The sequence below is a fragment of the Lunatibacter salilacus genome, assembly GCF_009797935.1.
Classification (GTDB): Bacteria; Bacteroidota; Bacteroidia; order Cytophagales; family Cyclobacteriaceae; genus Lunatibacter; species Lunatibacter salilacus.
Genome location: NZ_VOLC01000006.1, coordinates 186,197 through 207,105, shown reverse-complemented (window position 1 = coordinate 207,105; position 20,909 = coordinate 186,197). Strand labels below are relative to the sequence as shown.

Sequence of the window (20,909 nt, the reverse complement as noted above, 5' to 3'; positions counted from 1 at the left end):
GATCATTTTACATCCTTTTTGACTTCATCCATGATTCTTTCCAATTCTTTCAAGTTCAAATTTTCTTCTTTGGCAAAGAAACTTGCCATTTTGGTAAATGAACCTCCGAAATAACCCGACAACAGCCGCTTTATGGAAAAGCTTCTATATTCATCTTTGGTGACAATAGGATAGTACTGATGCGATTTCCCGATCGGGTGATGCTTTACGAAGCCTTTCGTTTCAAGTATCCTGATAAACGTTGATACCGTATTGTAAGCGGGTTTTGGGTCATCCATCCGCTCCAGGATGTCTTTTACATATGCTTCCTTCAACTCCCAAAGGATCTGCATAATCTGTTCTTCTGCTCTAGTTAATGTTTTCATGGTGTTTTTTTTACAAATTAATCGTTTAGTTTTAATAAAGCAAAAATTAAGGGAACTAAATCTTTCTATCGGCATGATAAAGTTAATAAGAATTTTTTAGTTTACAACTAAAAATTTAATAAAAATTAAAAAATTCGTTTTGCTAGGTAGAATGGGACGATGTATCAGTAAAATAAGGTAGCTGAAGTCGGTATACCTATATTTTTTATCAGAATGGTTCAATTAACTAAAGTAATGGGTTAATTTTACATTATGAGATCTATATTCATCCCTTTTTATAGAATAGGCTTACCAGTCATATATTTTTATTTGTGTTTTTCATGTGCCCCTCAAAATCCGGAACCTTCAATTAAACCCGAACCAACAAGGTTTACTTATGAACTTTTGGCCGAAGACTTGGAAGAACCAATCCAATTGGATTTTGACGAAAAGGGGAGGGTTTATTGGATAGAGCGGACGGGTTCAGTAAAGCGGTTAGATGAAACGCTGGGTCAAATTAGCGTACTTGGAAGAGTGGCTCTTGCCACGGAAGATGCTCCGGGCTTGGTTGGATTGTTGGTTGATAAAGATTTTGAACGTACTCGGCAGATTTATTTATATTTTTCAGCTGCGGTGGATAAAGGTGAGTATATGCGTTTGAGTCGGTTTGATTTGGATGATGAGGGCCACTTGGTTAAAGGATCAGAGGTAGTCGTGTTGAAAATTTTCTGGGAACAACCGGATGGCCAGCATTTCGGCGGGGGTATGACTTGGGACCAGGATGGGAATTTACTTTTGTCAGTGGGGTGTGACACGGCACCTTCTCAATATGCTCCGTTCGCTTTTACGAATGAAGGGGGCAGAGGTCAGGATTCTGGACGTTCAGCAGGCAATAGCAACGATCTTAGAGGTTCTATTCTCCGTATCAGACCAAATCCTGACGGGACTTATTCCATTCCGGATGGAAATCTTTTCCCACCCGGAACACCGAATACCAGGCCTGAAATCTATGTGATGGGCAATAGAAATCCCTGGAGGGTTTCGATGGATTCAAAGACAGGATATTTACATTGGGGGGAAGTGGGGCCTGATGCGGGAATGGATTCAGAGCGTTTAGGACCTATGGGGTATGACGAATTTAATATAGCGAAAGGTCCCGGAAATTTTGGATGGCCTTACTTTATCGGAGAAAACCTTCCCTATTCCAGTTATGATTATTTGGAGGAGTCTTATGGGGAGCCGTTTGATCCTGAGAATCCTGTCAACAAGTCTCCGAACAATTCTGGAATAAAGGAGCTTCCTGCAGCACAGCCTTCTTTGGTGTCCTATCCCTACAGGGTAGATGAAGACTGGCCGATTTTGGGAAGTGCGGCCCGTTCCGCTGTAGGGGGACCGGTATTTAGACAGGCCGATTTTTCAGATGAGGTGGGAAAACGTGTTTTCCCTTCCTATTACGAAGGGAAATGGCTGGTTACGGATTATGTCAGGAATTGGATCATGGTGTTGACAATGGATGAAGAAAGGTCAAAGGTGCTGCATATTGAGCCTTTACTGCCCCAAGATCTATTGCAACATAAACAGCCGTTAGACATGGATTTTGGTCCTTCGGGAGATTTATATATAGTAGAATATGGCATATCTGGTCAGATTTCAAAAATTGTCTATAATGACGGTAATCGCCCGCCCATTGCCCAAGCAACAGCGATTAGCGGATACCAAGATGATCCCATGGCTGTAAAATTGTCTGCGGAAGGTTCCCTAGATTATGATGGAAGTGAATTGAATTACAATTGGACGATAACCGGGATGGGGCAGGAGGTGTTTTTCGATTCCCCCAATCCTATATGGAAGGCGGATAGAGAAGGACTTTACACAGTAACCTTAAAAGTCTCAGATCCGGAAGCGTTATCCGACACTACAATGTTGGAACTAGTGGTGGGAAACCAGCCTCCTGTGGTAAACTTCGATATAATAAAGGGGAATCAAACCTTCTTTTTCCCGAATGAATCCATAGATTTTCGGGTTCAGGTAAGTGACAGGGAGGATCCGGAGATTTCCCAAAGTAGGCTAACCGTGACTGCGGAATATATTCCGTCCGGATTGACTATCGGGCAATTAAATCAGTTGCGCAAAGATAATTTGCTTAAGCCGGGAGTACCGGTCACCCACCTCAAAGCCGAAACATTAATGGAAAATTTCAACTGTTTGAGCTGCCATCGAAAGGAGGAAAAGTTAGTGGGTCCGTCCTATCGGGAGGTTTCCCGAAAATATATGGGAATGGCCAATGCTGATGAGATATTGGTAAAAAGCATAGCTGAGGGAAGTACTGGAGAATGGGGCGATGCACATATGCCACCCCATCCAATGATTTCAGACAGCGAACGGGCACAACTTTCAGCTTATATACTAAGTTTGGCAGGAAATGAATCGTCCCTGACGGAATTGGAAAGAGCTGGTAATTTCAAGTTGTCACCACGGGAATTAACTAGGCCGGTAGATCGGTTGGGTAAATTTTATAGGTTTGATATTGAACCTGGAGCCTACCTGTTTATTTCCCAATATGAAGATCAGGGTATTGAAGGAGTACCTGGGCTAAATTTGACAGGTCAGGATATCAGGCTGCTTCGTTATCCATTATTTGCGCCGGAATCTGCGGATGAATTTTCCGATGAGGGAATCTCCTTTACTCCCTCTACGGATGATCCAGGATTTATCATTACCGGAAAGGGTGGGTATCTCGGTTTTCATCAAGTGGACCTGACGGGAGTTCATACCATCCGGGTTGGAGCCATAACGAGGTTTTGGCATTGGTCTCACTTTATTGGGGGTACTCTGGAAATAAGACTTGGCTCACCTTCTGGTACCTTGGTTGGATCTCCGCAAGACATATTGCCTATCCCGACAAAGGATGGAGAAGGACCCTTCTTTGGAGAGGCATCGGGAAAACCGGCTTCGGTTGATGTGTCCGATATCCAAGGGTTGCAGGATATTTATATCCGTATTAGCAATGCTTCGTCTAAGGAAAGTGACGCTTTGGTGATCATTACTGGTATTGAATTTCTTCATCAATAATTAAATGCAGGAAGTGGTAGAGTCGATCAAAATAAGTATCAGAATAATTTCATTAAATTCCATTTGGTGGATATCACTTCTTGTTCTAGTAGGATGCGCTAGTAGCAAAGGTCCAAATCAGCGCCCTTTAAATGAAGAAAAGGCACTTTTTAACGGCAAAGATCTGTCCGGCTGGCATGCCAGCAAGACAACACATCATGGAACTAAGGGTGATTTTCACTGGGAGCGCGACAGATTAGTGATGAAGCAGAATCCCTACGGCATGGGAGGAATTTTGTTGACGGATAGTGCCTATACGGATTTTGATTTATATCTAGATTATAAAGGTACGCCGGGTACCAACGGAGGGGTTATCCTGAGGTCATCAGAAAGTGGATCTGGGTATCAGCTGGAAATTGTCGGTGATGGAGAAAAGGGTACGGGGGCTTTTTTTGGCGAAATGCTGCGGACCTCGACTACTGTTCCTGCGCCAAACCTGACGGATATCTGGAAAAAACGAGATTGGAATGCCATTCATATTGAGATTAAAGGCATCGTTCCCTTGGTTAATTTATGGATCAATGGCGTACATATGTGGGAAATCCAAATGGAAAGAAATGACCTCCTGGGCGATGTCACCGAGGGGATGATTGGCTTGCAGCTTCATTGGAGCTCGACCCATCTTCCCGTCCCTGGCGGAAGTTGCTGTGCCTATTCTTGGAAACCCGGCGCAAGTCATTCCTATAGGAATATTCGGTTACTGGAAAGATAGAGGGTATGAAAAAATGTATTATATATTTAATAGGTCTTTTCCTCATGCAGCTACTGGAACCCCAGGTTGTTTTGGCGCAGGAGAATAACCCACCAACCCAAACAAATATGCTTGGGATGGAATTTATACTGATTCAACCGGGCACTATGGTTGTAGGGCGTCTTGAGTTACAATGTCCAGATCCACCGGAAAGCCCATATACACCTTCAGATGCCGACTGGATGGATTTCGATTACATAAAATGTCAGGAATTAATCGCATTGCATTCCCAGCCGGGATTTAGCGTGAAGATCGAAAACCCCTATTATATCGGTAAGTTTGAGGTGACGCAAAAACAGTGGGAAACGGTTATGGGAGATAACCCGTCAGTATTTCAGGAGAATAAGCTGGGGGTGTCTACCGATAATTTTCCTGTAGAAAAAGTAACCTGGAAAGATGTGCAGAAGTTTACCCAAAAACTGAATGAACTGGATTCTTCAACCCATTATAGGTTGCCTACTGAATTTGAATGGGAATACGCGGCTAGGGCAGGGGAGTCCGAGTTGTTGTCTTGGGCCGCTACAAAAAAGGTTGCTTGGATTCAAGACACTGATAAGGGAAGTCCACAGGAGGTTGGCCAGATGGAACCAAACGCTTGGGGATTGTACGATATGTTGGGAAATGTCTGGGAATGGGTGGAGGATTTTTACAACGACGATCTCTTTGCCTCGCCAACACCACCCACTACAGGAACCCAACATGTACTTAAGGGAGGCAGCTTTACCTCAGACGTGGTCAATGCCCATTATTTTTTCCATGGTGCAGGCCCAGGAAATGGATATGATGTGGGATTTAGAGTAGTGATGGAAGCAAAAAAATAGCTTTTTATTTTTTGAAATTCACTATATTACTGCGCCAAACCTGCCTCTTTAATTTTCAACCCTAAGTTGTTGTGCTTGAAAAATATTCCTTTGTAAATAGAACTACTCGAAAAATTGAAAGTCATATCTTATGAAAATAGCAATTATTGGAACTGGAAATGTAGGTGGAGCGCTTGCAACAAAATGGGCTCATGCCGGCCATGAAATTTTTCTTGGGGTCAGGGATGTATCTAACTTCAAAGGTACGGACCTTCTCCAAAATCCAACTACCAGCCTACATACAATTCAGGAAGCAGTAGCACTAAGTGAAGTTGTCTTAATGGCCACTCCAGCCATTACGGCAATTGAAACAACAAAATCCCTTGGTGATACCATGGGAAAAGTGATTATTGATGCGGCGAATATTGTCAACGGAAGGGGGCCAAGAGGGTTTGAATCCGTGACTGAAGCCATTATAGCCTATACGGCGACAGACGATGTGGTGAAATGTTTTAACACCACGGGTTACAACAATATGAAAGACCCGGCGTATGGGGATCAAAAGCTTGATATGTTTGTGGCCGGGGACAGTCCCCACGGTAAGTTGGTCGCCATTGATTTGGCCCATGATGCCGGATTTGGGGCTTGTTATGATATTGGCGGGAATGATAAATTTGACCTTATGGAACAATTTGCCCGGTTTTGGATCAATTTGGCATTAAATCAGGGGCATGGCAGGGATATAGGATTTAAGGTGTTGAAGAGATAGGGCGGGTCGATATACTAATTTTGGATAATTCGCTATTCGAAGTAATGATTAGATTTTGTACAATTTAACCGACTGCAATCATGAATCAATTAAAATTGGGAGCGTTTTCCGTAAGCTTGAATGTAAAGGATATCCAAGCGTCAAAATCATTTTACGAGAAGCTGGGTTTTTCTGAATTTGCAGGGGATATTTCTCAAAACTGGCTGATACTGAAAAATGGAAATGCCATCATCGGACTCTTTCAGGGGATGTTTGAAAAAAACATGTTGACTTTTAATCCGGGATGGGATGAAAACGCAAAAGACGTTGATCCCTTTGATGACATTCGGTCAATCTACCGACATCTCAAGGAAAATGGAATCGAACCGCAGAATAAGGTAGATGAGACCCATCAAGGTCCTGCCAGCATGATGATCACCGATCCGGATGGCAATCCGATTTTGATAGATCAGCACAGATAAGGCAACGCCAAGAATTAAAAAAAGCCACCTTGTCAGACAAGATGGCTTTTGTGCACTCGGAAGGATTCGAACCCTCAACCCTCGGAGCCGAAATCCGATATTCTATCCAGTTGAACTACGAGTGCGAATTGTGGTGCAAAGGTAAGAAATCTTTGCACCATTTTGAAATTTACTTGTTAATTCCTTGAAGAACTTGCTGAACTTTTTCCGCAGCCTCTTTCAATGTAATTGCTGAGGTAACCTTTAAGCCTGACTCATCAATTATTTTAGCGCCTTCCTCTGCGTTGGTGCCCTGAAGACGTACAATGATTGGGATAGCGATGTCACCAATAGACTTATAGGCCTCTACTACTCCGCTAGCTATGCGGTCACATCTTACGATGCCGCCGAATACATTGATTAGGATAGCTTTTACCTTTGGATCTTTCAAAATAATACGGAATCCAGCTTCTACTGTTTGGGCATTTGCTCCACCTCCTACGTCTAAGAAGTTGGCAGGCTCACCGCCGGAAAGCTTGATCATATCCATGGTTGCCATTGCCAAGCCTGCACCGTTGACCATACAGCCCACGTTTCCGTCCAACTTGACGTAGTTCAATCCTGATTCTCCGGCTTCGACTTCCAACGGATCTTCTTCATCCAGGTCGCGAAGTGCGGCTAATTTTTTATTTCTATATAAGGCATTGTCATCCAAGTTGACCTTTGCATCTACAGCCAGGATCTGATCATCTGATGTCTTCAATACCGGATTGATCTCAATCTGGGAAGCGTCTATGCTGTCATAGGCATTATACAGGGAGATGATGAATTTCACCATTTCTTTGAAGGCATTGCCTTCCAAGCCCAACTTAAAGGCCACTTTTCTAGCCTGATAACCCTGAATTCCCAGCTGCGGATCTATCCATTCCTTGATGATTTTCTCTGGAGAATGCTCGGCCACTTCTTCAATGTCCATCCCGCCTTCAATAGAAGCCATGATTACATTTCCTCCGGTTGCCCGGTCAAGAAGTATGGATAAATAATATTCTTTGGGTTTGGAGTCGCCGGGATAGTAAACGTCCTGCGCAACAAGGATTTTCTTTACTTTTTTACCTTCTTCACCTGTCTGAATAGTTACCAAGGTTCCTCCAAGGATGTCTTTCGCGATTTCAGCTACCTGTTCCTGAGACTTGGCCAACACCACTCCCCGGGATCCTGTTTCCTTCACGGTACCTTTTCCACGACCACCTGCATGTATCTGCGCTTTCAATACATACCATGACGTACCTGTTTCCGCGTTTAGTTTTTTGGCTGCTTCAAGTGCTTGTTCCGGTGTATCTGCTACGATACCTTCCTGAATCTTCACACCAAAAGACTTTAAAACTTCTTTTGCCTGATATTCGTGTATATTCATCCTTGTAAAATTTTTGCCCGAAGTTAACGGCTTAACTTCGATTATTCAAGGTTTCCATTGGGCTTTTTCCTAAAAAGTATTAATTTTTTCTGTTACCTTCAAATCTATTCAGGTGTATGAGGTTAGCAATCAAGGGGATAGATTTGACTTGTTTCCAATACTTCGTCCCGGTCTCAGAAATTCAAAAAAATAATATAAATTTAACTTTTGTTGCCTGCGGCTATTGCTGCATGTAAAACCGGATTTCAATTGTATAATAATAACCAATGCTGTTAATAGCCAAAGACATACACAAACACTACGGGGATCTTCATGTTCTGAAAGGCGTAGATGTGACCATCAAAAGTGGGGAAATTGTATCCATTGTAGGAGCCTCAGGAGCGGGAAAAAGTACACTGCTGCATATTCTGGGCACATTGGATGAGGCGGATCAGGGCAGTTTGTCAGTCGATAATGTGGAACTTTCCAAACTGAAAGGGGATAAGCTCGCTTCATTCCGCAATGAACGTATTGGTTTTATCTTCCAGTTTCACAACCTTCTTCCGGAGTTTACCGGGGAGGAAAATATAATCATCCCCGGTCTGATTGCCGGAAAGAATGAGAAGCAATTGAAGGCGAGGGCGGCCGAATTGGGGGAACTCCTTGGAGTCAGCTCCAGGTTGCAGCACAAGCCATCTGAACTATCGGGGGGTGAACAGCAGCGTGTGGCTGTAGCCAGGGCATTGATCAACAATCCTTCAATAATTTTTGCCGATGAACCCAGTGGGAATTTGGATACAAACAATGCGCAGGCACTTCACGAACTTTTCTTTAAACTAAGGGATGAGTTTGGGCAGTCCTTCGTTATTGTCACCCACAATCAGGCACTGGCCCAGATGTCGGACCGCATGCTGACTATGCAGGATGGGAAAATATTGTCAGAAATAGCCAAGCTTTAATACTTTGAGAGAGCTAGTAATGTCTCGAGATTTAATTAGCAATAGAAATTTAGCTCCAGTGGGGGTAAATTTAATAGTTTATGAAAAAACGTCAATTAACCTAGAAATACCCAATGTACCTGAAAAGTTCGACTATCCTCCTGATTGCCCTGCTAGGTATGTCAGTCACACTGCCCGCCCAAAGTCTGGTCAGCGGTAAATTCAGCCAGGAAGAGCTGAGAGAAATATTGGTTCCTATTGGTGAATGGATGCCCTTTCCAAAGATCAATGACCGGGCGTCGTGGAATACGGCAGATCAGCAAGCCATGCAGGCATATTTGGAGACAGCTAACAAGCAAATCGATTTCGAATGGCCCTATATCCCAGCCACCAAATCCCTTCTGATTCATAGGACTGGTGACCGGGACGAATACCAGTCGATTACTTTTCAAAAACGGCAGGTACTGGGTAGTATGATAATGGCGGAAATCTTTGAAAACGAAGGCCGTTTCATTGACCCAATCATTAACGGTATCTGGTCTATTTGCGAGGAATCCTTTTGGGGTGTTCCGGCCCATTTGCCGAAGACCGACGAATACTCCGGATTGATGGATGTGTCCAAACCCTTCGTAGACCTTTTTGCTGCTGAGACAGCCACTTACTTAGCATGGGCAGACTATTTCCTAGGAGATCAGTTTGACGCCGTATCCCCACAGATCAGGAAGCGAATAAGGCATGAAACAAATCTTCGGATTTTTGAGCCGCTGATGAACCAACATCACGGATGGATGTCTGCCAATGAAAATGGTAGGCCACCCAATAACTGGAATCCATGGATCGTTTCCAACTGGATCAATTCGGCATTGCTGCTGGAGGATGACGATGAAAAACGTACTGCGCTTGTATATAAAGCCATTCAGGTTCTCGATGAATTTTTGGATCCCTATCCTGAGGACGGAGGATGTGACGAAGGTCCCAGCTATTGGGGTGCTGCTGCGGCGTCATTGTACGATAATATTTCGCTGTTAAATTTAGCCTCCAATGATTCCTTCCGGTATGTCTATGCCGATGAAAAAGTAAAAAATATGGGTAGGTTTATTTACCGCTCGCAGATCAGTGAAACCTATTTCCTGAATTTCGCTGACGCCGATCCCCAACCCAAAATGTCTGCCGCTATGATATACCGCTACGGCAAAGATATTGAAGACCCGGATATGATGAAATTCGGTGCATTCTATCGTAAACCCCACGATGGTACCTTAGCCCGTTTTCATTATTTCAGAAATTTCTTTGAGTTGTTTTTGCAGGAAGAGTTTGAACAGGCCGAACAGGGATTACCCTTGCCCAAAGATGTGTGGTTAAAAGACATTCAGGTGATGGTAGCCAGGGATGTGGAAGGGAGTACGGACGGGTTTTTTGTTGCCGCCAAGGGCGGGCATAATGACGAGAGCCATAATCACAACGATATTGGGAATTTTGTGGTGTTCTACGATGGGTTGCCGCTTCTAATAGATGTGGGAAGGGGAACCTATACCCGCAAAACCTTCGGACCGGAGCGCTATTCCATTTGGTACAACCGTTCTGATTACCACAATTTGCCAAGCATCAATAGGCAGGCCCAAGTGGATGGAAGCCAGTTTAAAGCAACCAATGTTTCCCATTCCGCCAAAACAAATGCTTCAAGCATGACCTTGGATATTTCAAATGCCTATCCAAGGAACACTGCGCTCAACTCTTGGAAGCGTACCGTCACGCTGAACCGGGGTAAAAATGTGGTAATAAGTGATAGCTTTGATTTGTCCAAAGCTGAGAATATTACCCAGCATCTGATGACCATCTATCCGCCGGAGGTTACCAGCCCGGGAACATTAACCATACCTTTCAAAGATAAAAATGGAGGTACCCGCAACTTTACTCTAACTTATGATGCCAAAAGTATGACACCCCAGATCGAAAAGATACCCTTGGTAGCACCTGAGGATAAGGGGATTCTCACCAAATGGGGGGACACTATTTATCGGGTTAATTTCGAACTGATTGATCCAAAAAATAAAGGTTCGATGAAGTTTGTCATAGAATAAGCTGTTTAAAGTGAGAAAATTTCGGTTTTACGGGATGTTAATTGGGCTGTTACTAGCTTATGCTGTAACCGTCAATTTCCCGTTGCTGGGACAGGATTTGGTCATCTATGGGGCGACATCAGCAGGTGTCACCGCCAGTATTCAGGGTGCAAAGTTGGGGCACAGGGTCCTGCTGATTGAACCCTCCGATCATTTAGGAGGAATGCTTGTTGAAGGCTTAGGTGGTTCAGACATAGACAATCACGGCAATTTTCAAAATAGTTTTGCAGTAAGCGGATTGGCACTGGAATTTCACCGCAGGTTAGCCAAAAAGTATAACCGACTCGAAAAATTTGATCAGGTTGTTGCAGAGCGAATAAAGGACCCCTCGGTTTGGCGCTTTGAAAGTAGTGTAGCAGAACAGGTCATCATGGAATGGCTGGCTGAATATCCCCAAATAAAAATTCTATCCGGCCAAAGGCTTATAGAAGGGGAGGGGGCAGTAACCTTGGTCGATGGAAGAATTATTTCCATCTCCCTTGAAAGTGGGATGGAAATTGATGGAAAGGTATTCATTGACGCAACGATCGAAGGGGATTTGTTGGCTGCTGCTGGAATCAGTTATACTGTAGGTCGGGAGAGCAATGCAACCTATGGAGAAACGCTCAATGGCATCCGGGGTGAAAATACATACCGCCAGTTTGAAGTCAATGTAGATCCTTACCGGATTCCTAGAGATCCTAAAAGTGGCCTTATTCCCACTGTTCAAGACGAAATTTTTGGAATACCAGGTGAGGGAGATGATCGGTTGCAGGCATTTTGCTTTCGGGTATGCCTCACCCAAGATCCAGCCAATCAACTACCATTTCAAGCACCTCCTTCTTATCAGAGAGGGGATTATGAAATTTACCTCAGGTATCTACGTGCAGGAGGCAAACTCTATACCCCAAGGGCAACTTTACCGAATAGTAAAACCGATCTGGGAGCTTGGCACGACCTTTCCCATAATTTGTATGGGATGAATAGGGGTTATCCGGAAGCTTCCTACCAGAGAAGGCAGGAAATTGTAGATTATCATCGGGAATTTACCCAAGGGCTCTTTTTCTTTTTGGCTACAGATTCCGAGGTGGGAACACTTGACTCAACCCTTCAAACGGCCTGGGCCACATGGGGCTTGGCAAAGGACGAATTCGTAGACAATGAAGGATGGCCCAGGAATTTTTATGTGCGTGATGGAAGAAGGATGGTTTCGGACTATGTAATTACCGAGCACCACGTTAGAAATGTTAACCCTAAGCCCGTAACTGATGCAGTGGCATTGGCTTTTTGGCCGCCTGATGTTCATCATGTAAGACGAATTGTGAAGGATGGATATGCTTACAATGAGGGATTTGTTTTTGGTGGGGATGCTTGGAGGCCCTTGCCTATTTCCTATCGTGCATTGCTTCCTAACGCGTCCGAATGTACCAATCTCATTACGCCTACATGCATTTCCAGTAGCCATATCGCTTATGGTGCCATACGGATAGAATGGACGTTCATGGTGTTGGGGCAGTCCGCAGCACTAATGGCAGACCAGGCCATCAGGCGTCAAATCCCCTTACAATCTTTGAATTACGGAGAATTGAAAGGAAAGATGGATAAGGTAGGAATTGTATTAGATGTGAATCCATTTGGGGAGTCTGCTACCTATGACGCCGATAAATAATTAGGCGAAATGATAGATCTGAATTTCTAATTGTAGTGGTTGAAATATAAGTTTACAAAGCAGCTTCTCATTTTTCCTAAGTCAAACGGGAGCAGAGGATACTAAGCCATAAACTAATTAGACTTTTCAATTTTGGCTTTACTATTGCATCTGAGATAACGGACTCATTATTATTTGAAATGGAAATGACTTTGGTGTTAATCCCGGCACTAGTTGCTACTTCTGCAATGACAGTATTTAGTTACATTTTCAGTGCAATCGTGAAAAAGCAATTTCGTGAGCCGGAATTATTGAATATTCTTTTGATGAGGTGGACAAATGCATTCCGACAACTCACAAAAAGCAGTTTGTTAGGTTGGGTTATTCATTATTTGGTCGGAGTCTTTTTCATGTTTGTTTTCTATTTGATTTGGGAATTTATGGAAATTGAGGCAACGCTGTTATCCGGAGGTATAATGGGGTTTGCTGCGGGAATTTTGGGAGTAATCGGGTGGCAATTTACTTTTTGGATTCACCCCAACCCCCCCAAGTTGGACTTTAAACATTATTACGTTCATTTGATTTTGGCACATGTAGTTTTCGGAATTAGCGGAGAGATCACATACAACTATCTGAATTTATGGAAAATATCTTTTTTGATGACTGGCATAGTTTAATCAGAACCGTAGTAATTACGATTCTCGCTTATATAGGTATGGTTTTCTTTCTCAGGATTTCCGGTAAAAGGACATTGACTAAGATGAATGCGTTTGATTTCATCATTACAGTGGCGTTAGGGTCCACTTTGGCGGCTGTCTGTCTGAATAAAAACATTGCCTTGGTGGATGGGATGACATGCTTTTTTCTATTGATTTTCTTGCAATTTATTTTGACATGGCTGTCCGTTAGAAGTAAAACGGTTAAAAATCTAATAACAAGCAGCCCTTCAATGCTGGTTTATAAAGGAGAGACGCTGGAAGAAGTGATGAAAAAGGAACGGATTACTATTGAAGAAATAAAAATGGCTGCCAGAAATCAAGGAATAGAAGATATTTCTAAGGTGGGTATAATGATATTGGAAACCACAGGAGAAATATCAATAATCCAAACTATCGAAGGCGATAAACTAAATGCCTTTGATCCACTAAAGAAAATTAAAATCTAACACATAATCAAAAAACTGCCTTTACATTAGAGTATCGAATTAAGGAAAGAGGAAGGCCCTTCAAAAATGCCACTGCAAGATGAAGGGTCTCCTTGCTATTTCAACTTATCTGAATCTACTTTCTAGATCCGAGTGAAATTGACAACAAATATTCAATTATTTCACGACTGAATATTATGCTGCTTCAATTTGTTGAAAAGGGTCTTTCTGTCAATACCCAATTGCTGGGCAGCCTTTGTTTTATTGTAATGGGTCTCTTCCAACACTTTTTTAATTACTTCGGCTTCGGCATTCGCTGCGATGTCTTTTAAGTTTATTGGTTCATTGGTTTTTTCTTTTTGTACAGTTTGAGTATCCTCTAAGTCGAACTTATTCGATATTTCGGGTTTGGATTCATCATCAGCAAAGGTGAATTTGGATGAATGTACTATTTCTTGGGGAATACAGGAGAGCTTAATTTCACCTTTATCGGTCAATAAAAGTGATCGTCTGATTACGTTTCTCATTTCCCGCAGATTTCCCGGCCAATCATAGGTGTTGAATAAGTTAATCACCTCGCCCGAAAATCCCGAAACGTTTTTATTGAGTTCCTCATTTGCAAGCCCCAGAAAATGGTTGGCAAATTCCATGATATCCGCACCTCTTTTCCGTAAAGGAGGCACGTTAATCGTAAATTCATTAAACCTGTAATAGAGGTCTTCACGGAATTTCCCTTTTTTGACAGCTTCTCTCAAATCTTCATTGGACGCGACAATGATCCGCACATCAATTTCTTTGTCCTTAATCGCTCCTATTCGCCGAAGTTTTTTCTCTTGTACCAACCGGAGTAACCCCACTTGGGTTTCGTAAGAAAGGTTGGATATTTCATCCAGAAATATCGAACCCCCGTCTGCTACTTCAAACTGGCCCGGTTTCGCACTTACCGCACCAGTGAAGCCCCCTTTCTCATGCCCCCAAAGTTCACTGCCAGCCAGTTCCTTAGTGAGTGCGCCGCAATCTATCGCAACAAAGGGTTTCCCTTTTCTTTCGCTCATTTCATGGATAGTCCGGGCAATATTCTCCTTTCCAGACCCGCTTTCGCCATAAATAATCACGCTAAAATTGGTTGGCGACACCAAGCTCACTTCATTTAACAGCTGCGCGGAAGCCTTATCTTTTCCCCAGATATATTCAGGGTTTGTTCCGCTTTTGCGGGCTGAATTAATTTGGGTAGATGCTTTTGTGGTATCAGATTGAATGACCTTTGACGGTTCTTTAATTGCTCGGTCTATTAAACTGAGAATTTCATCCGGAATCAAAGGTTTAACCACATAGTCAAAAGCGCCTTTCTTCATCACCTCGACGGCAATACGCACATCAGCGTAACCGGTAATAATCGCTACTTTGGTTTCTGGGCTGATTGTTTTGACTTGTTGAAGTATTTCACGGCCCTCCATTTTTCTTAGTTTGAAGTCGCAAAGTACCAGATCATAATTTTTATTTTTTATCAAATCGATTCCTTCAGGCCCAGTAAGTGTGGTGTCTACTTCATGTCCTTTTTTCGAGAGGAATCTTTTCAATAGTTGACAGATGTCCAGATTATCGTCAATAACTAGAATGTTTGCCATGTTGGAAATTTAAGATATAATTCGGTTAATTTCGTCGAATGTGAAAGGTTTGTTCAAAAAGGATTTTACCCCAAGCTCTCTGGCGTGGATTTGCATTTCGTTATCATTGTACGCACTCATGAGAATGATGTTCACCTCCTTATCAATTTTCCTAAAATCAGGAATAGACTTCAATCCATTACCGTCAGGCAAGTTTACATCTAAAAACATAAAATCAGGATGTTTGTCGAGAAGTTGCTCTTTACCGTCCTCAAGGCAATTAGCAGTATATACCTCAAAACCCTGACGTTTGAGAAACCTGGATAAAAGTCCGAGGATCTCAATCTCATCATCTACTAGGAGTATGACTGCTTTATCCATTAAATCCATAATTGAACTAAATAAAGTATAATGTAAAAACAAACTTATTTACTTTATGTTATTCAAGCCTATGAAACAAAAACACAAAAGGTGCCATCAGCACCTTTTGTGTTTTCCCTTTCCCACAAATCCGTTGAAAACAAGCTTCATCTCTATCTTTGAAAGTTGGTATGCTTTACCAGTTTAGCTAAATGATCACTTTTTGGTCAAAACCCAATCATTTTTTGCCAAACAAATCTAAACAGGCCTTCTACCGCTGATTACCCTAAAAAGAATCGCAATGATTGCTAATACCAGTAAAATGTGTATAAGTCCGCCAACGCTGTAAACAAATGCTCCTAGAATCCATCCGATTATTAAAATTACAGCTATTAAATACAATAAATTTCCCATTTCTTTTTAAGTTTAGTTTTAATGTATATTTTTCATTTCAGTTAATATCCAATATCCAAATAGCATGCCCGTTAAGAAATGGGGGCTGATTTGATCTATTCAAACATTGTTGGGGAATATTTATTTAAACAATAATTTAAGTGGGGATTTTATTCCCCAAATATTATGAAAGAGATTAAATCGTACACCATAATCACCTTAGCCCTTATATTTTTATGTGGGTCAATTTCAGTTTATACCATCTACCGGGTCAATTTTTTGAACAGCGAAAGTAAAACGACCGAACAAATTATTAGGATTACCAATGATCTTCAAACTAAAGTATTGGAATATGAAATCACAATTTTAAGTTTTGCGACTACATACGATTCCGTATTTCTAGACAGTATGAGTGTGATCAGAACCAAAATGGACTTGGATATTGAGGATCTGTCTAATCTGGTAAGGGATAATGAATTTCAGGAAAACAGGTTGGATTCAATTAGATCGTTGCTGGTCGGACGCCATCATGTTTTTGCTTCCTCTATTATGAATAATCCCACAGCTGAAGATCTCCTGCAAAATGTCAGAATCAACAGAAAAACAAATTATCTCCGATTTGGCAAGCGAATAAGGGAACAAACCGATGCGATTCTTATTCAACAACGTGAAAAATTAATGGAGAGGGATCTAGGTGTACTTACCAATTTGTCTGCATTAAGCATCATCATTCTAACTATTACGTTGGGAGGTATATCGGCAGCTGTATTGAATTTTTATTCCATTTATCAATATAATTTGGCGCAAAAGGCATCAGATCAGGAAATAAAGGATTATCAAAATAAATTAAAAATTCAAATTGAACAACTTAATAGTACGAATAAGGAGTTGGAGCAATTTGCTTACGTAGCTTCACACGATTTGCAAGAGCCACTTCGAAAAATAACTTCGTTTAATGATTTGTTGCAAGATCAATACAAGGACGCATTAGAAGGTGACGGAAAGCTCTACTTGGAGCGAATAGCATATGCGGCGACAAGGATGAGGAAATTGATCTCAGATTTACTGGAGTACAGTCGTGCTGGAAGATATGCCGAGGATAAAGAGTTAATCAATCTAAATGCGATCGTCAATGAAATCTTAGATGATTTAAGTATTCAGATCGAGCAAAAAAACGCATTGGTTCAAGTTGACAAACTCCCGGAAATATTTGCCCATCAGTCCGACTGGAGGATGCTATTTCAGAATCTTATCAGTAATGCGTTGAAATTCAGTAAATCAAACGAGCACCCCAGATTAAGGATAACCTACAGAATCGCCGAGAAAAAGACGGTATCTGAGTATGTTGCGAACAACTCACCGAATATGGCCTTTCATCATCTGGAAGTGAGAGACAATGGGATAGGCTTCAATACTGAATATGCAAACAAAATATTTACAATATTTCAACGATTACACGGTAAAGATGAATACGAGGGAACCGGGATAGGTCTAGCGATATGTAAAAAAATTGTAGAAAGATACGGAGGGACGATTTTCGCAACTTCGGAGATAGGAAAGGGGTCCTCTTTTCATATTCTGGTGCCTTTCGAGCAAATCCCAAATGATCAAAATTAAAAAGGTATATATAGAGAATATTATATGGATGATGACAGTAACTATGTATATAAAGGTATTTTAAATGTAAATAAATGAATCATCACTAAGGTTTTGTAGAAATTCGTTGTAAATTTGCATAATTCACACTTTATAAAGGTAATTCACATTCATATCTCCACATGAAAACCGGAAAAAAATTAACGCTACTCATCGCTGAGGATGATGTAGATGATAGAATGCTGATTACCAAAGCTTTAACAGAAAGCTTTAGTCAAGCAGTCCTTAGGTGCGTGGAGAATGGCGAAATCCTACTACAGTATCTTCGCAGAGAGGGAAAATATCAGGATGATGTCAAGTTTCCTTTTCCCCAATTAATCCTTCTGGATTTAAATATGCCTAAAAAGGACGGAAGAGAAGCATTGAAAGAAATAAAATCTGACAATCTACTGAAAAAAATACCCGTTATTATCTTTACTACTTCAAAACACGAGGATGATATTACAGTAACCTACAATATGGGTTCCAACAGTTACATAACAAAGCCCGGATCGTTTGAAGGGTTGCTAGCACTTGGAAAAGAATTGGAAAAATATTGGGGAAACACTGTTTTATTGCCAGCTTAAATTGAAATTGTTAAATGAATAAAAAGTTAATTCGAGTTCTTTATGTAGACGATGACATGGATGATTTTTTGTTGGTGCAGTCCATGTTAAAGCAGTGCCAGTCAACCCGTTTTGAGCTTACAAACGCAATCAATTACCAAGAGGCATTGCAGATGCTTAATCAGGAATTCGATGTTTTTCTGGTAGATTACAAACTGGGAAAGGAAACGGGAATAAATGTATTGGAGGCGGTAAGGAGTAAACTTAAGCATGCACCGGTAATCATCCTAACTGGAATGGATAGTGGGCATGCCGATAGGGAGGCCATGGAATTTGGGGCTTCGGATTATTTGGTAAAAGGCGGCTTCAACGCGCCCATGCTTGAAAGAACCATCCGATATGCCATCCGAGATGCGGCCTTGCATGAAAGCCTTGAAATAGCAGGGAAGAAATTCAAAAATATCTTTGAACGATCTGCTGACCCCATAGTATTGGTAAACGCAGATTCATTGGTTCTGGATGCCAATCCCTCTTTCAGTAAAAAATTCGGATATGACCCTTCTAAGGAGGACTTTTATCCCTTTTACCTTAGGAATTTATTCGTTGAGGATAAGGATAGTGAAAATTTCACCCTGCTTCTAGGGTGTATTTCCGATTTTTCCGATTTTCAGGCAAAGTTAAAAATACCCTCTGGGCAGAATATTGAAGCGCTTATAAGTATTGCTCAGGATGAGGCCAACCATGAACTCTTCCAGTTGATGATCAAGGATTTAACCCAACTTAAAGCACAAGAGGAGGATCATTTTAACATGAAGAAGTTTTCTTCTACCGGAAGGATCGCAAGAATATTGGCGCATGAGGTAAAAAACCCACTGACCACGATACTACTTTCCGCAGAACAATTAAGTTTTGAGCTACCCGAGGACGTTTTGAAGGAAAGTGGTGATTTGGTAGAAGTAATCAAGAAAAACTGTACAAGAATCAATCAACTTATTATGCAGTTACTAGAATCAACCAGGTTTACAGAATTGGATATTCAGGATTATAATATCAATACGCTGCTGGATGAGTCACTTGAAACGGCAAAAGACAGACTTTCTCTACAAAAAATAGAGGTTGTTAAGGATTATGAAAAGGAAATTTGTTCCATAAAAGTTGATGGCGAAAAGGTAAAGATTGCATTTACAAACCTTATTGTAAATGCAATAGAAGCTATGGGGCAGAGAAAGGGAATTCTGAAACTTAAAACCAAATCCCAAGACAAAAAATGTATCGTTGAAATTACAGACAATGGAAGTGGAATATCTCCGGAACACGTAGATAGACTGTTTGAACCCTTTTACACAAACAAACCAACCGGATCAGGTCTAGGTTTGACAAATACACAAAATATAATCCTTAGCCATGGGGGTTCCATTAGGGTGAAAAGTAAAGTGAATGTAGGGACTACTTTTTTTATCACGTTTGATTTCTCCTGAAAGATTCAAAGCAGAAAAAGGCTTTAAGAAAAATATTCTAAAAATGAGGCCATGTCTTATTAAATTGTCCTCAGCCTTAAAAAGTTAAATAGCATAAAAATCACCCTGTCTTACATAAAAGCAGGTCTCTAATTAACTCTGAGAGCTGCTTTCACCTTATTGTATCTTTCTTGGAGGTAGGGAGTCAACCATTCGAAGTATTCTTCCAACCAGAGTAAACTTACTTCCGTCGTTTCTCCATCTTCCATAATATCTACCGTATCGTCTGTACTTTGCTGAACGTTAGAATTTGTCTTAATATTGATTCTATTCTATCCATATGGATAAGGGATTCAGTGTGAAAGGTTGATTCATGATCCGACGTATCTGGACTAGTATCCCCTTTTGCCCTTTCCTACATATTTACTCAAAATATGTACCAAACAACTATTTAGATAAACTAAAAACTCATCATAACGCAAGTTACTGATGGGCATATGATTAAAAATATTTTTCACAATAGTTTTTTTAAGCGTTATATTATTATGAGGAAATTTCTCCTCATAACTGATGAAAATCTCATTATCAAATGTTCAGTTTAATTAGTGATTACCTCAAATTACCGAATAAGCTAAATTAGGTTACATGTTGATATTATTGATTCGGGTATTTTAATTTATTCTTTTAACTCAATTATTGCATTAACCTATTATTCAATTTTTTTTAAATTATTTATTTGAATAGTGTTTTAATTATAAATTGAACTGATTTTAATTATCAAATTTTCGACCGGACATTTTATTTAAGAATCAATTGATCTTTGATTTAATTCCCCATTTTGAGGAATTATTTCCAATATGAAATACAAGAAAAACTTGTCTTTTTTAACATTTCATATTATTCAACTATTTGAAATACAGATAATTGTATGGAATCATTAAGTTTATGATTAATCGGCACAGTTCCTGATCAGTTTTTAATTAATTAAATCATTTTAAACCTTAAATAATAATAAAATGAGTGCTACAGGAGATAAGTTTAAAGGAAATTGGAATGTCATAAAAGGTAAGTTAAAGCAGAAATATGCTGATCTTACCGATGATGATCTTACATATGCTGAAGGTAAAGAAGATGAGCTTATTGGCAGGATCCAGAAGAAAACTGGAGAATCCAAAGAGAAAGTTCAGAAGTTTATTGACAGTATTTAATACTAACTTGACTACTTTTGTATGTTAAGTTAGACTAAATATTAAATAATATAAAAAGGCTACCAGAATTTCTAGTAGCCTTTTTTTTTGTAATTACAAGTTAATTTATTTTTACGTCGTTTCGAAATTTTAATATGGTAAATCCATATAAGTTACTGGGATTATTTTAACTCATTTATAGAGTTAATTTTTATATATAATTCGTTTTTGATGAAAGTTATAAACTATTTACTTATACAAACCGAT

The 20,909-nt window shown here is 40.7% G+C and carries 19 protein-coding genes and 1 tRNA gene; 14 read left to right on the top strand and 6 right to left on the bottom strand.

The window, feature by feature from the left end; genetic code table 11:
- Positions 1-2: 2 nt before the first annotated feature.
- Positions 3-365 carry a BlaI/MecI/CopY family transcriptional regulator gene (locus FQ608_RS10370; RefSeq protein ID WP_158858138.1) on the bottom strand — a complete coding sequence of 121 codons (363 nt, stop codon included), beginning with the start codon at positions 363-365 and terminating at the stop codon, positions 3-5.
- A 252-nt stretch (positions 366-617) separates the two neighbouring features.
- On the opposite strand from FQ608_RS10370, the gene FQ608_RS10365 reads away from it, so the two are divergent.
- From FQ608_RS10365 to FQ608_RS10345, 5 genes are all read left to right on the top strand, one after another.
- Positions 618-3,416, top strand: coding sequence for a PQQ-dependent sugar dehydrogenase (locus FQ608_RS10365; RefSeq protein WP_158858136.1), 2,799 nt, complete (start codon positions 618-620; stop codon positions 3,414-3,416).
- 4 nt (positions 3,417-3,420) lie between these two features.
- Positions 3,421-4,167 (top strand): 3-keto-disaccharide hydrolase, encoded by a 747-nt coding sequence (locus FQ608_RS10360; protein WP_158858134.1) that lies wholly within the window; start codon positions 3,421-3,423, stop codon positions 4,165-4,167.
- 44 nt (positions 4,168-4,211) lie between these two features.
- The gene (locus FQ608_RS10355) at positions 4,212-5,027 is read left to right on the top strand and encodes a formylglycine-generating enzyme family protein (RefSeq protein ID WP_158858132.1); all 816 of its coding nucleotides are present in this window, start codon (positions 4,212-4,214) and stop codon (positions 5,025-5,027) included.
- Positions 5,028-5,157: 130 nt separating this feature from the next.
- The gene (locus FQ608_RS10350; RefSeq protein ID WP_158858130.1) at positions 5,158-5,775 is read left to right on the top strand and encodes an NADPH-dependent F420 reductase; all 618 of its coding nucleotides are present in this window, start codon (positions 5,158-5,160) and stop codon (positions 5,773-5,775) included.
- An 80-nt stretch (positions 5,776-5,855) separates the two neighbouring features.
- Positions 5,856-6,236 carry a VOC family protein gene (locus tag FQ608_RS10345; protein WP_158858129.1) on the top strand — a complete coding sequence of 127 codons (381 nt, stop codon included), beginning with the start codon at positions 5,856-5,858 and terminating at the stop codon, positions 6,234-6,236.
- Between the two features lie 51 nt (positions 6,237-6,287).
- Here FQ608_RS10345 and FQ608_RS10340 read toward each other — a convergent pair.
- Positions 6,288-6,361 (bottom strand) — tRNA-Arg (locus tag FQ608_RS10340).
- A 44-nt stretch (positions 6,362-6,405) separates the two neighbouring features.
- A complete protein-coding gene (sucC, locus tag FQ608_RS10335) occupies positions 6,406-7,629 on the bottom strand; it encodes an ADP-forming succinate--CoA ligase subunit beta (RefSeq protein WP_158858127.1) in 1,224 nt (407 codons plus the stop codon).
- 269 nt (positions 7,630-7,898) lie between these two features.
- On the opposite strand from sucC, the gene FQ608_RS10330 reads away from it, so the two are divergent.
- From FQ608_RS10330 to FQ608_RS10310, 5 genes are all read left to right on the top strand, one after another.
- Positions 7,899-8,567, top strand: coding sequence for an ABC transporter ATP-binding protein (locus FQ608_RS10330; RefSeq protein WP_158858241.1), 669 nt, complete (start codon positions 7,899-7,901; stop codon positions 8,565-8,567).
- A 113-nt stretch (positions 8,568-8,680) separates the two neighbouring features.
- Positions 8,681-10,627, top strand: a complete 1,947-nt coding sequence (locus tag FQ608_RS10325) for a heparinase II/III domain-containing protein (protein WP_158858125.1) — start codon at positions 8,681-8,683, stop codon at positions 10,625-10,627.
- A 10-nt stretch (positions 10,628-10,637) separates the two neighbouring features.
- Positions 10,638-12,314 carry an FAD-dependent oxidoreductase gene (locus FQ608_RS10320; RefSeq protein ID WP_158858123.1) on the top strand — a complete coding sequence of 559 codons (1,677 nt, stop codon included), beginning with the start codon at positions 10,638-10,640 and terminating at the stop codon, positions 12,312-12,314.
- Positions 12,315-12,574: 260 nt separating this feature from the next.
- The gene (locus FQ608_RS10315) at positions 12,575-12,970 is read left to right on the top strand and encodes a hypothetical protein (protein ID WP_158858121.1); all 396 of its coding nucleotides are present in this window, start codon (positions 12,575-12,577) and stop codon (positions 12,968-12,970) included.
- Positions 12,934-13,458 carry a DUF421 domain-containing protein gene (locus FQ608_RS10310; protein WP_158858119.1) on the top strand — a complete coding sequence of 175 codons (525 nt, stop codon included), beginning with the start codon at positions 12,934-12,936 and terminating at the stop codon, positions 13,456-13,458. The genes FQ608_RS10315 and FQ608_RS10310 overlap by 37 nt, the downstream gene beginning before the upstream one ends.
- A gap of 161 nt (positions 13,459-13,619) precedes the next feature.
- Here FQ608_RS10310 and FQ608_RS10305 read toward each other — a convergent pair whose 3' ends face one another.
- From FQ608_RS10305 to FQ608_RS10295, 3 genes are all read right to left on the bottom strand, one after another.
- Positions 13,620-15,065, bottom strand: a complete 1,446-nt coding sequence (locus FQ608_RS10305; protein ID WP_158858117.1) for a sigma-54-dependent transcriptional regulator — start codon at positions 15,063-15,065, stop codon at positions 13,620-13,622.
- A 9-nt stretch (positions 15,066-15,074) separates the two neighbouring features.
- On the bottom strand, positions 15,075-15,425 hold the full coding sequence (locus tag FQ608_RS10300; protein ID WP_158858115.1) for a response regulator: 351 nt from the start codon (positions 15,423-15,425) through the stop codon (positions 15,075-15,077).
- A 237-nt stretch (positions 15,426-15,662) separates the two neighbouring features.
- The gene (locus FQ608_RS10295) at positions 15,663-15,818 is read right to left on the bottom strand and encodes a lmo0937 family membrane protein (protein ID WP_158858113.1); all 156 of its coding nucleotides are present in this window, start codon (positions 15,816-15,818) and stop codon (positions 15,663-15,665) included.
- Positions 15,819-15,983: 165 nt separating this feature from the next.
- Here FQ608_RS10295 and FQ608_RS10290 point away from each other — a divergent pair, with 165 nt between their 5' ends.
- The 4 genes from FQ608_RS10290 (at position 15,984) to FQ608_RS10275 (ending at position 20,663) form a co-directional block, all read left to right on the top strand.
- Positions 15,984-17,414 carry a sensor histidine kinase gene (locus FQ608_RS10290; protein ID WP_158858111.1) on the top strand — a complete coding sequence of 477 codons (1,431 nt, stop codon included), beginning with the start codon at positions 15,984-15,986 and terminating at the stop codon, positions 17,412-17,414.
- Between the two features lie 161 nt (positions 17,415-17,575).
- Positions 17,576-18,019 carry a response regulator gene (locus FQ608_RS10285; RefSeq protein WP_158858109.1) on the top strand — a complete coding sequence of 148 codons (444 nt, stop codon included), beginning with the start codon at positions 17,576-17,578 and terminating at the stop codon, positions 18,017-18,019.
- 14 nt (positions 18,020-18,033) lie between these two features.
- Positions 18,034-19,476: a hybrid sensor histidine kinase/response regulator gene (locus FQ608_RS10280; protein WP_158858107.1), complete on the top strand. Its 1,443-nt coding sequence runs from the start codon at positions 18,034-18,036 to the stop codon at positions 19,474-19,476.
- 995 nt (positions 19,477-20,471) lie between these two features.
- Positions 20,472-20,663 (top strand): CsbD family protein, encoded by a 192-nt coding sequence (locus FQ608_RS10275; RefSeq protein ID WP_158858105.1) that lies wholly within the window; start codon positions 20,472-20,474, stop codon positions 20,661-20,663.
- Positions 20,664-20,909 lie beyond the last annotated feature (246 nt).

Excerpts from the sequence above, each read along its gene's own strand:
- FQ608_RS10355 (WP_158858132.1), top strand. The coding sequence starts at position 4,212 with ATGCAGCTACTGGAACCCCAGGTTGTTTTGGCGCAGGAGAATAACCCA.
- FQ608_RS10345 (WP_158858129.1), top strand. The coding sequence starts at position 5,856 with ATGAATCAATTAAAATTGGGAGCGTTTTCCGTAAGCTTGAATGTAAAG.
- FQ608_RS10300 (WP_158858115.1), bottom strand. The coding sequence starts at position 15,425 with ATGGATAAAGCAGTCATACTCCTAGTAGATGATGAGATTGAGATCCTC.
- FQ608_RS10350 (WP_158858130.1), top strand. The coding sequence starts at position 5,158 with ATGAAAATAGCAATTATTGGAACTGGAAATGTAGGTGGAGCGCTTGCA.
- FQ608_RS10310 (WP_158858119.1), top strand. The coding sequence starts at position 12,934 with ATGGAAAATATCTTTTTTGATGACTGGCATAGTTTAATCAGAACCGTA.
- FQ608_RS10305 (WP_158858117.1), bottom strand. The coding sequence starts at position 15,065 with ATGGCAAACATTCTAGTTATTGACGATAATCTGGACATCTGTCAACTA.
- FQ608_RS10275 (WP_158858105.1), top strand. The coding sequence starts at position 20,472 with ATGAGTGCTACAGGAGATAAGTTTAAAGGAAATTGGAATGTCATAAAA.
- FQ608_RS10365 (WP_158858136.1), top strand. The coding sequence starts at position 618 with ATGAGATCTATATTCATCCCTTTTTATAGAATAGGCTTACCAGTCATA.
- FQ608_RS10370 (WP_158858138.1), bottom strand. The coding sequence starts at position 365 with ATGAAAACATTAACTAGAGCAGAAGAACAGATTATGCAGATCCTTTGG.
- FQ608_RS10290 (WP_158858111.1), top strand. The coding sequence starts at position 15,984 with ATGAAAGAGATTAAATCGTACACCATAATCACCTTAGCCCTTATATTT.
- FQ608_RS10325 (WP_158858125.1), top strand. The coding sequence starts at position 8,681 with ATGTACCTGAAAAGTTCGACTATCCTCCTGATTGCCCTGCTAGGTATG.
- FQ608_RS10295 (WP_158858113.1), bottom strand. The coding sequence starts at position 15,818 with ATGGGAAATTTATTGTATTTAATAGCTGTAATTTTAATAATCGGATGG.
- FQ608_RS10285 (WP_158858109.1), top strand. The coding sequence starts at position 17,576 with ATGAAAACCGGAAAAAAATTAACGCTACTCATCGCTGAGGATGATGTA.
- FQ608_RS10280 (WP_158858107.1), top strand. The coding sequence starts at position 18,034 with ATGAATAAAAAGTTAATTCGAGTTCTTTATGTAGACGATGACATGGAT.
- sucC (WP_158858127.1), bottom strand. The coding sequence starts at position 7,629 with ATGAATATACACGAATATCAGGCAAAAGAAGTTTTAAAGTCTTTTGGT.
- FQ608_RS10360 (WP_158858134.1), top strand. The coding sequence starts at position 3,421 with ATGCAGGAAGTGGTAGAGTCGATCAAAATAAGTATCAGAATAATTTCA.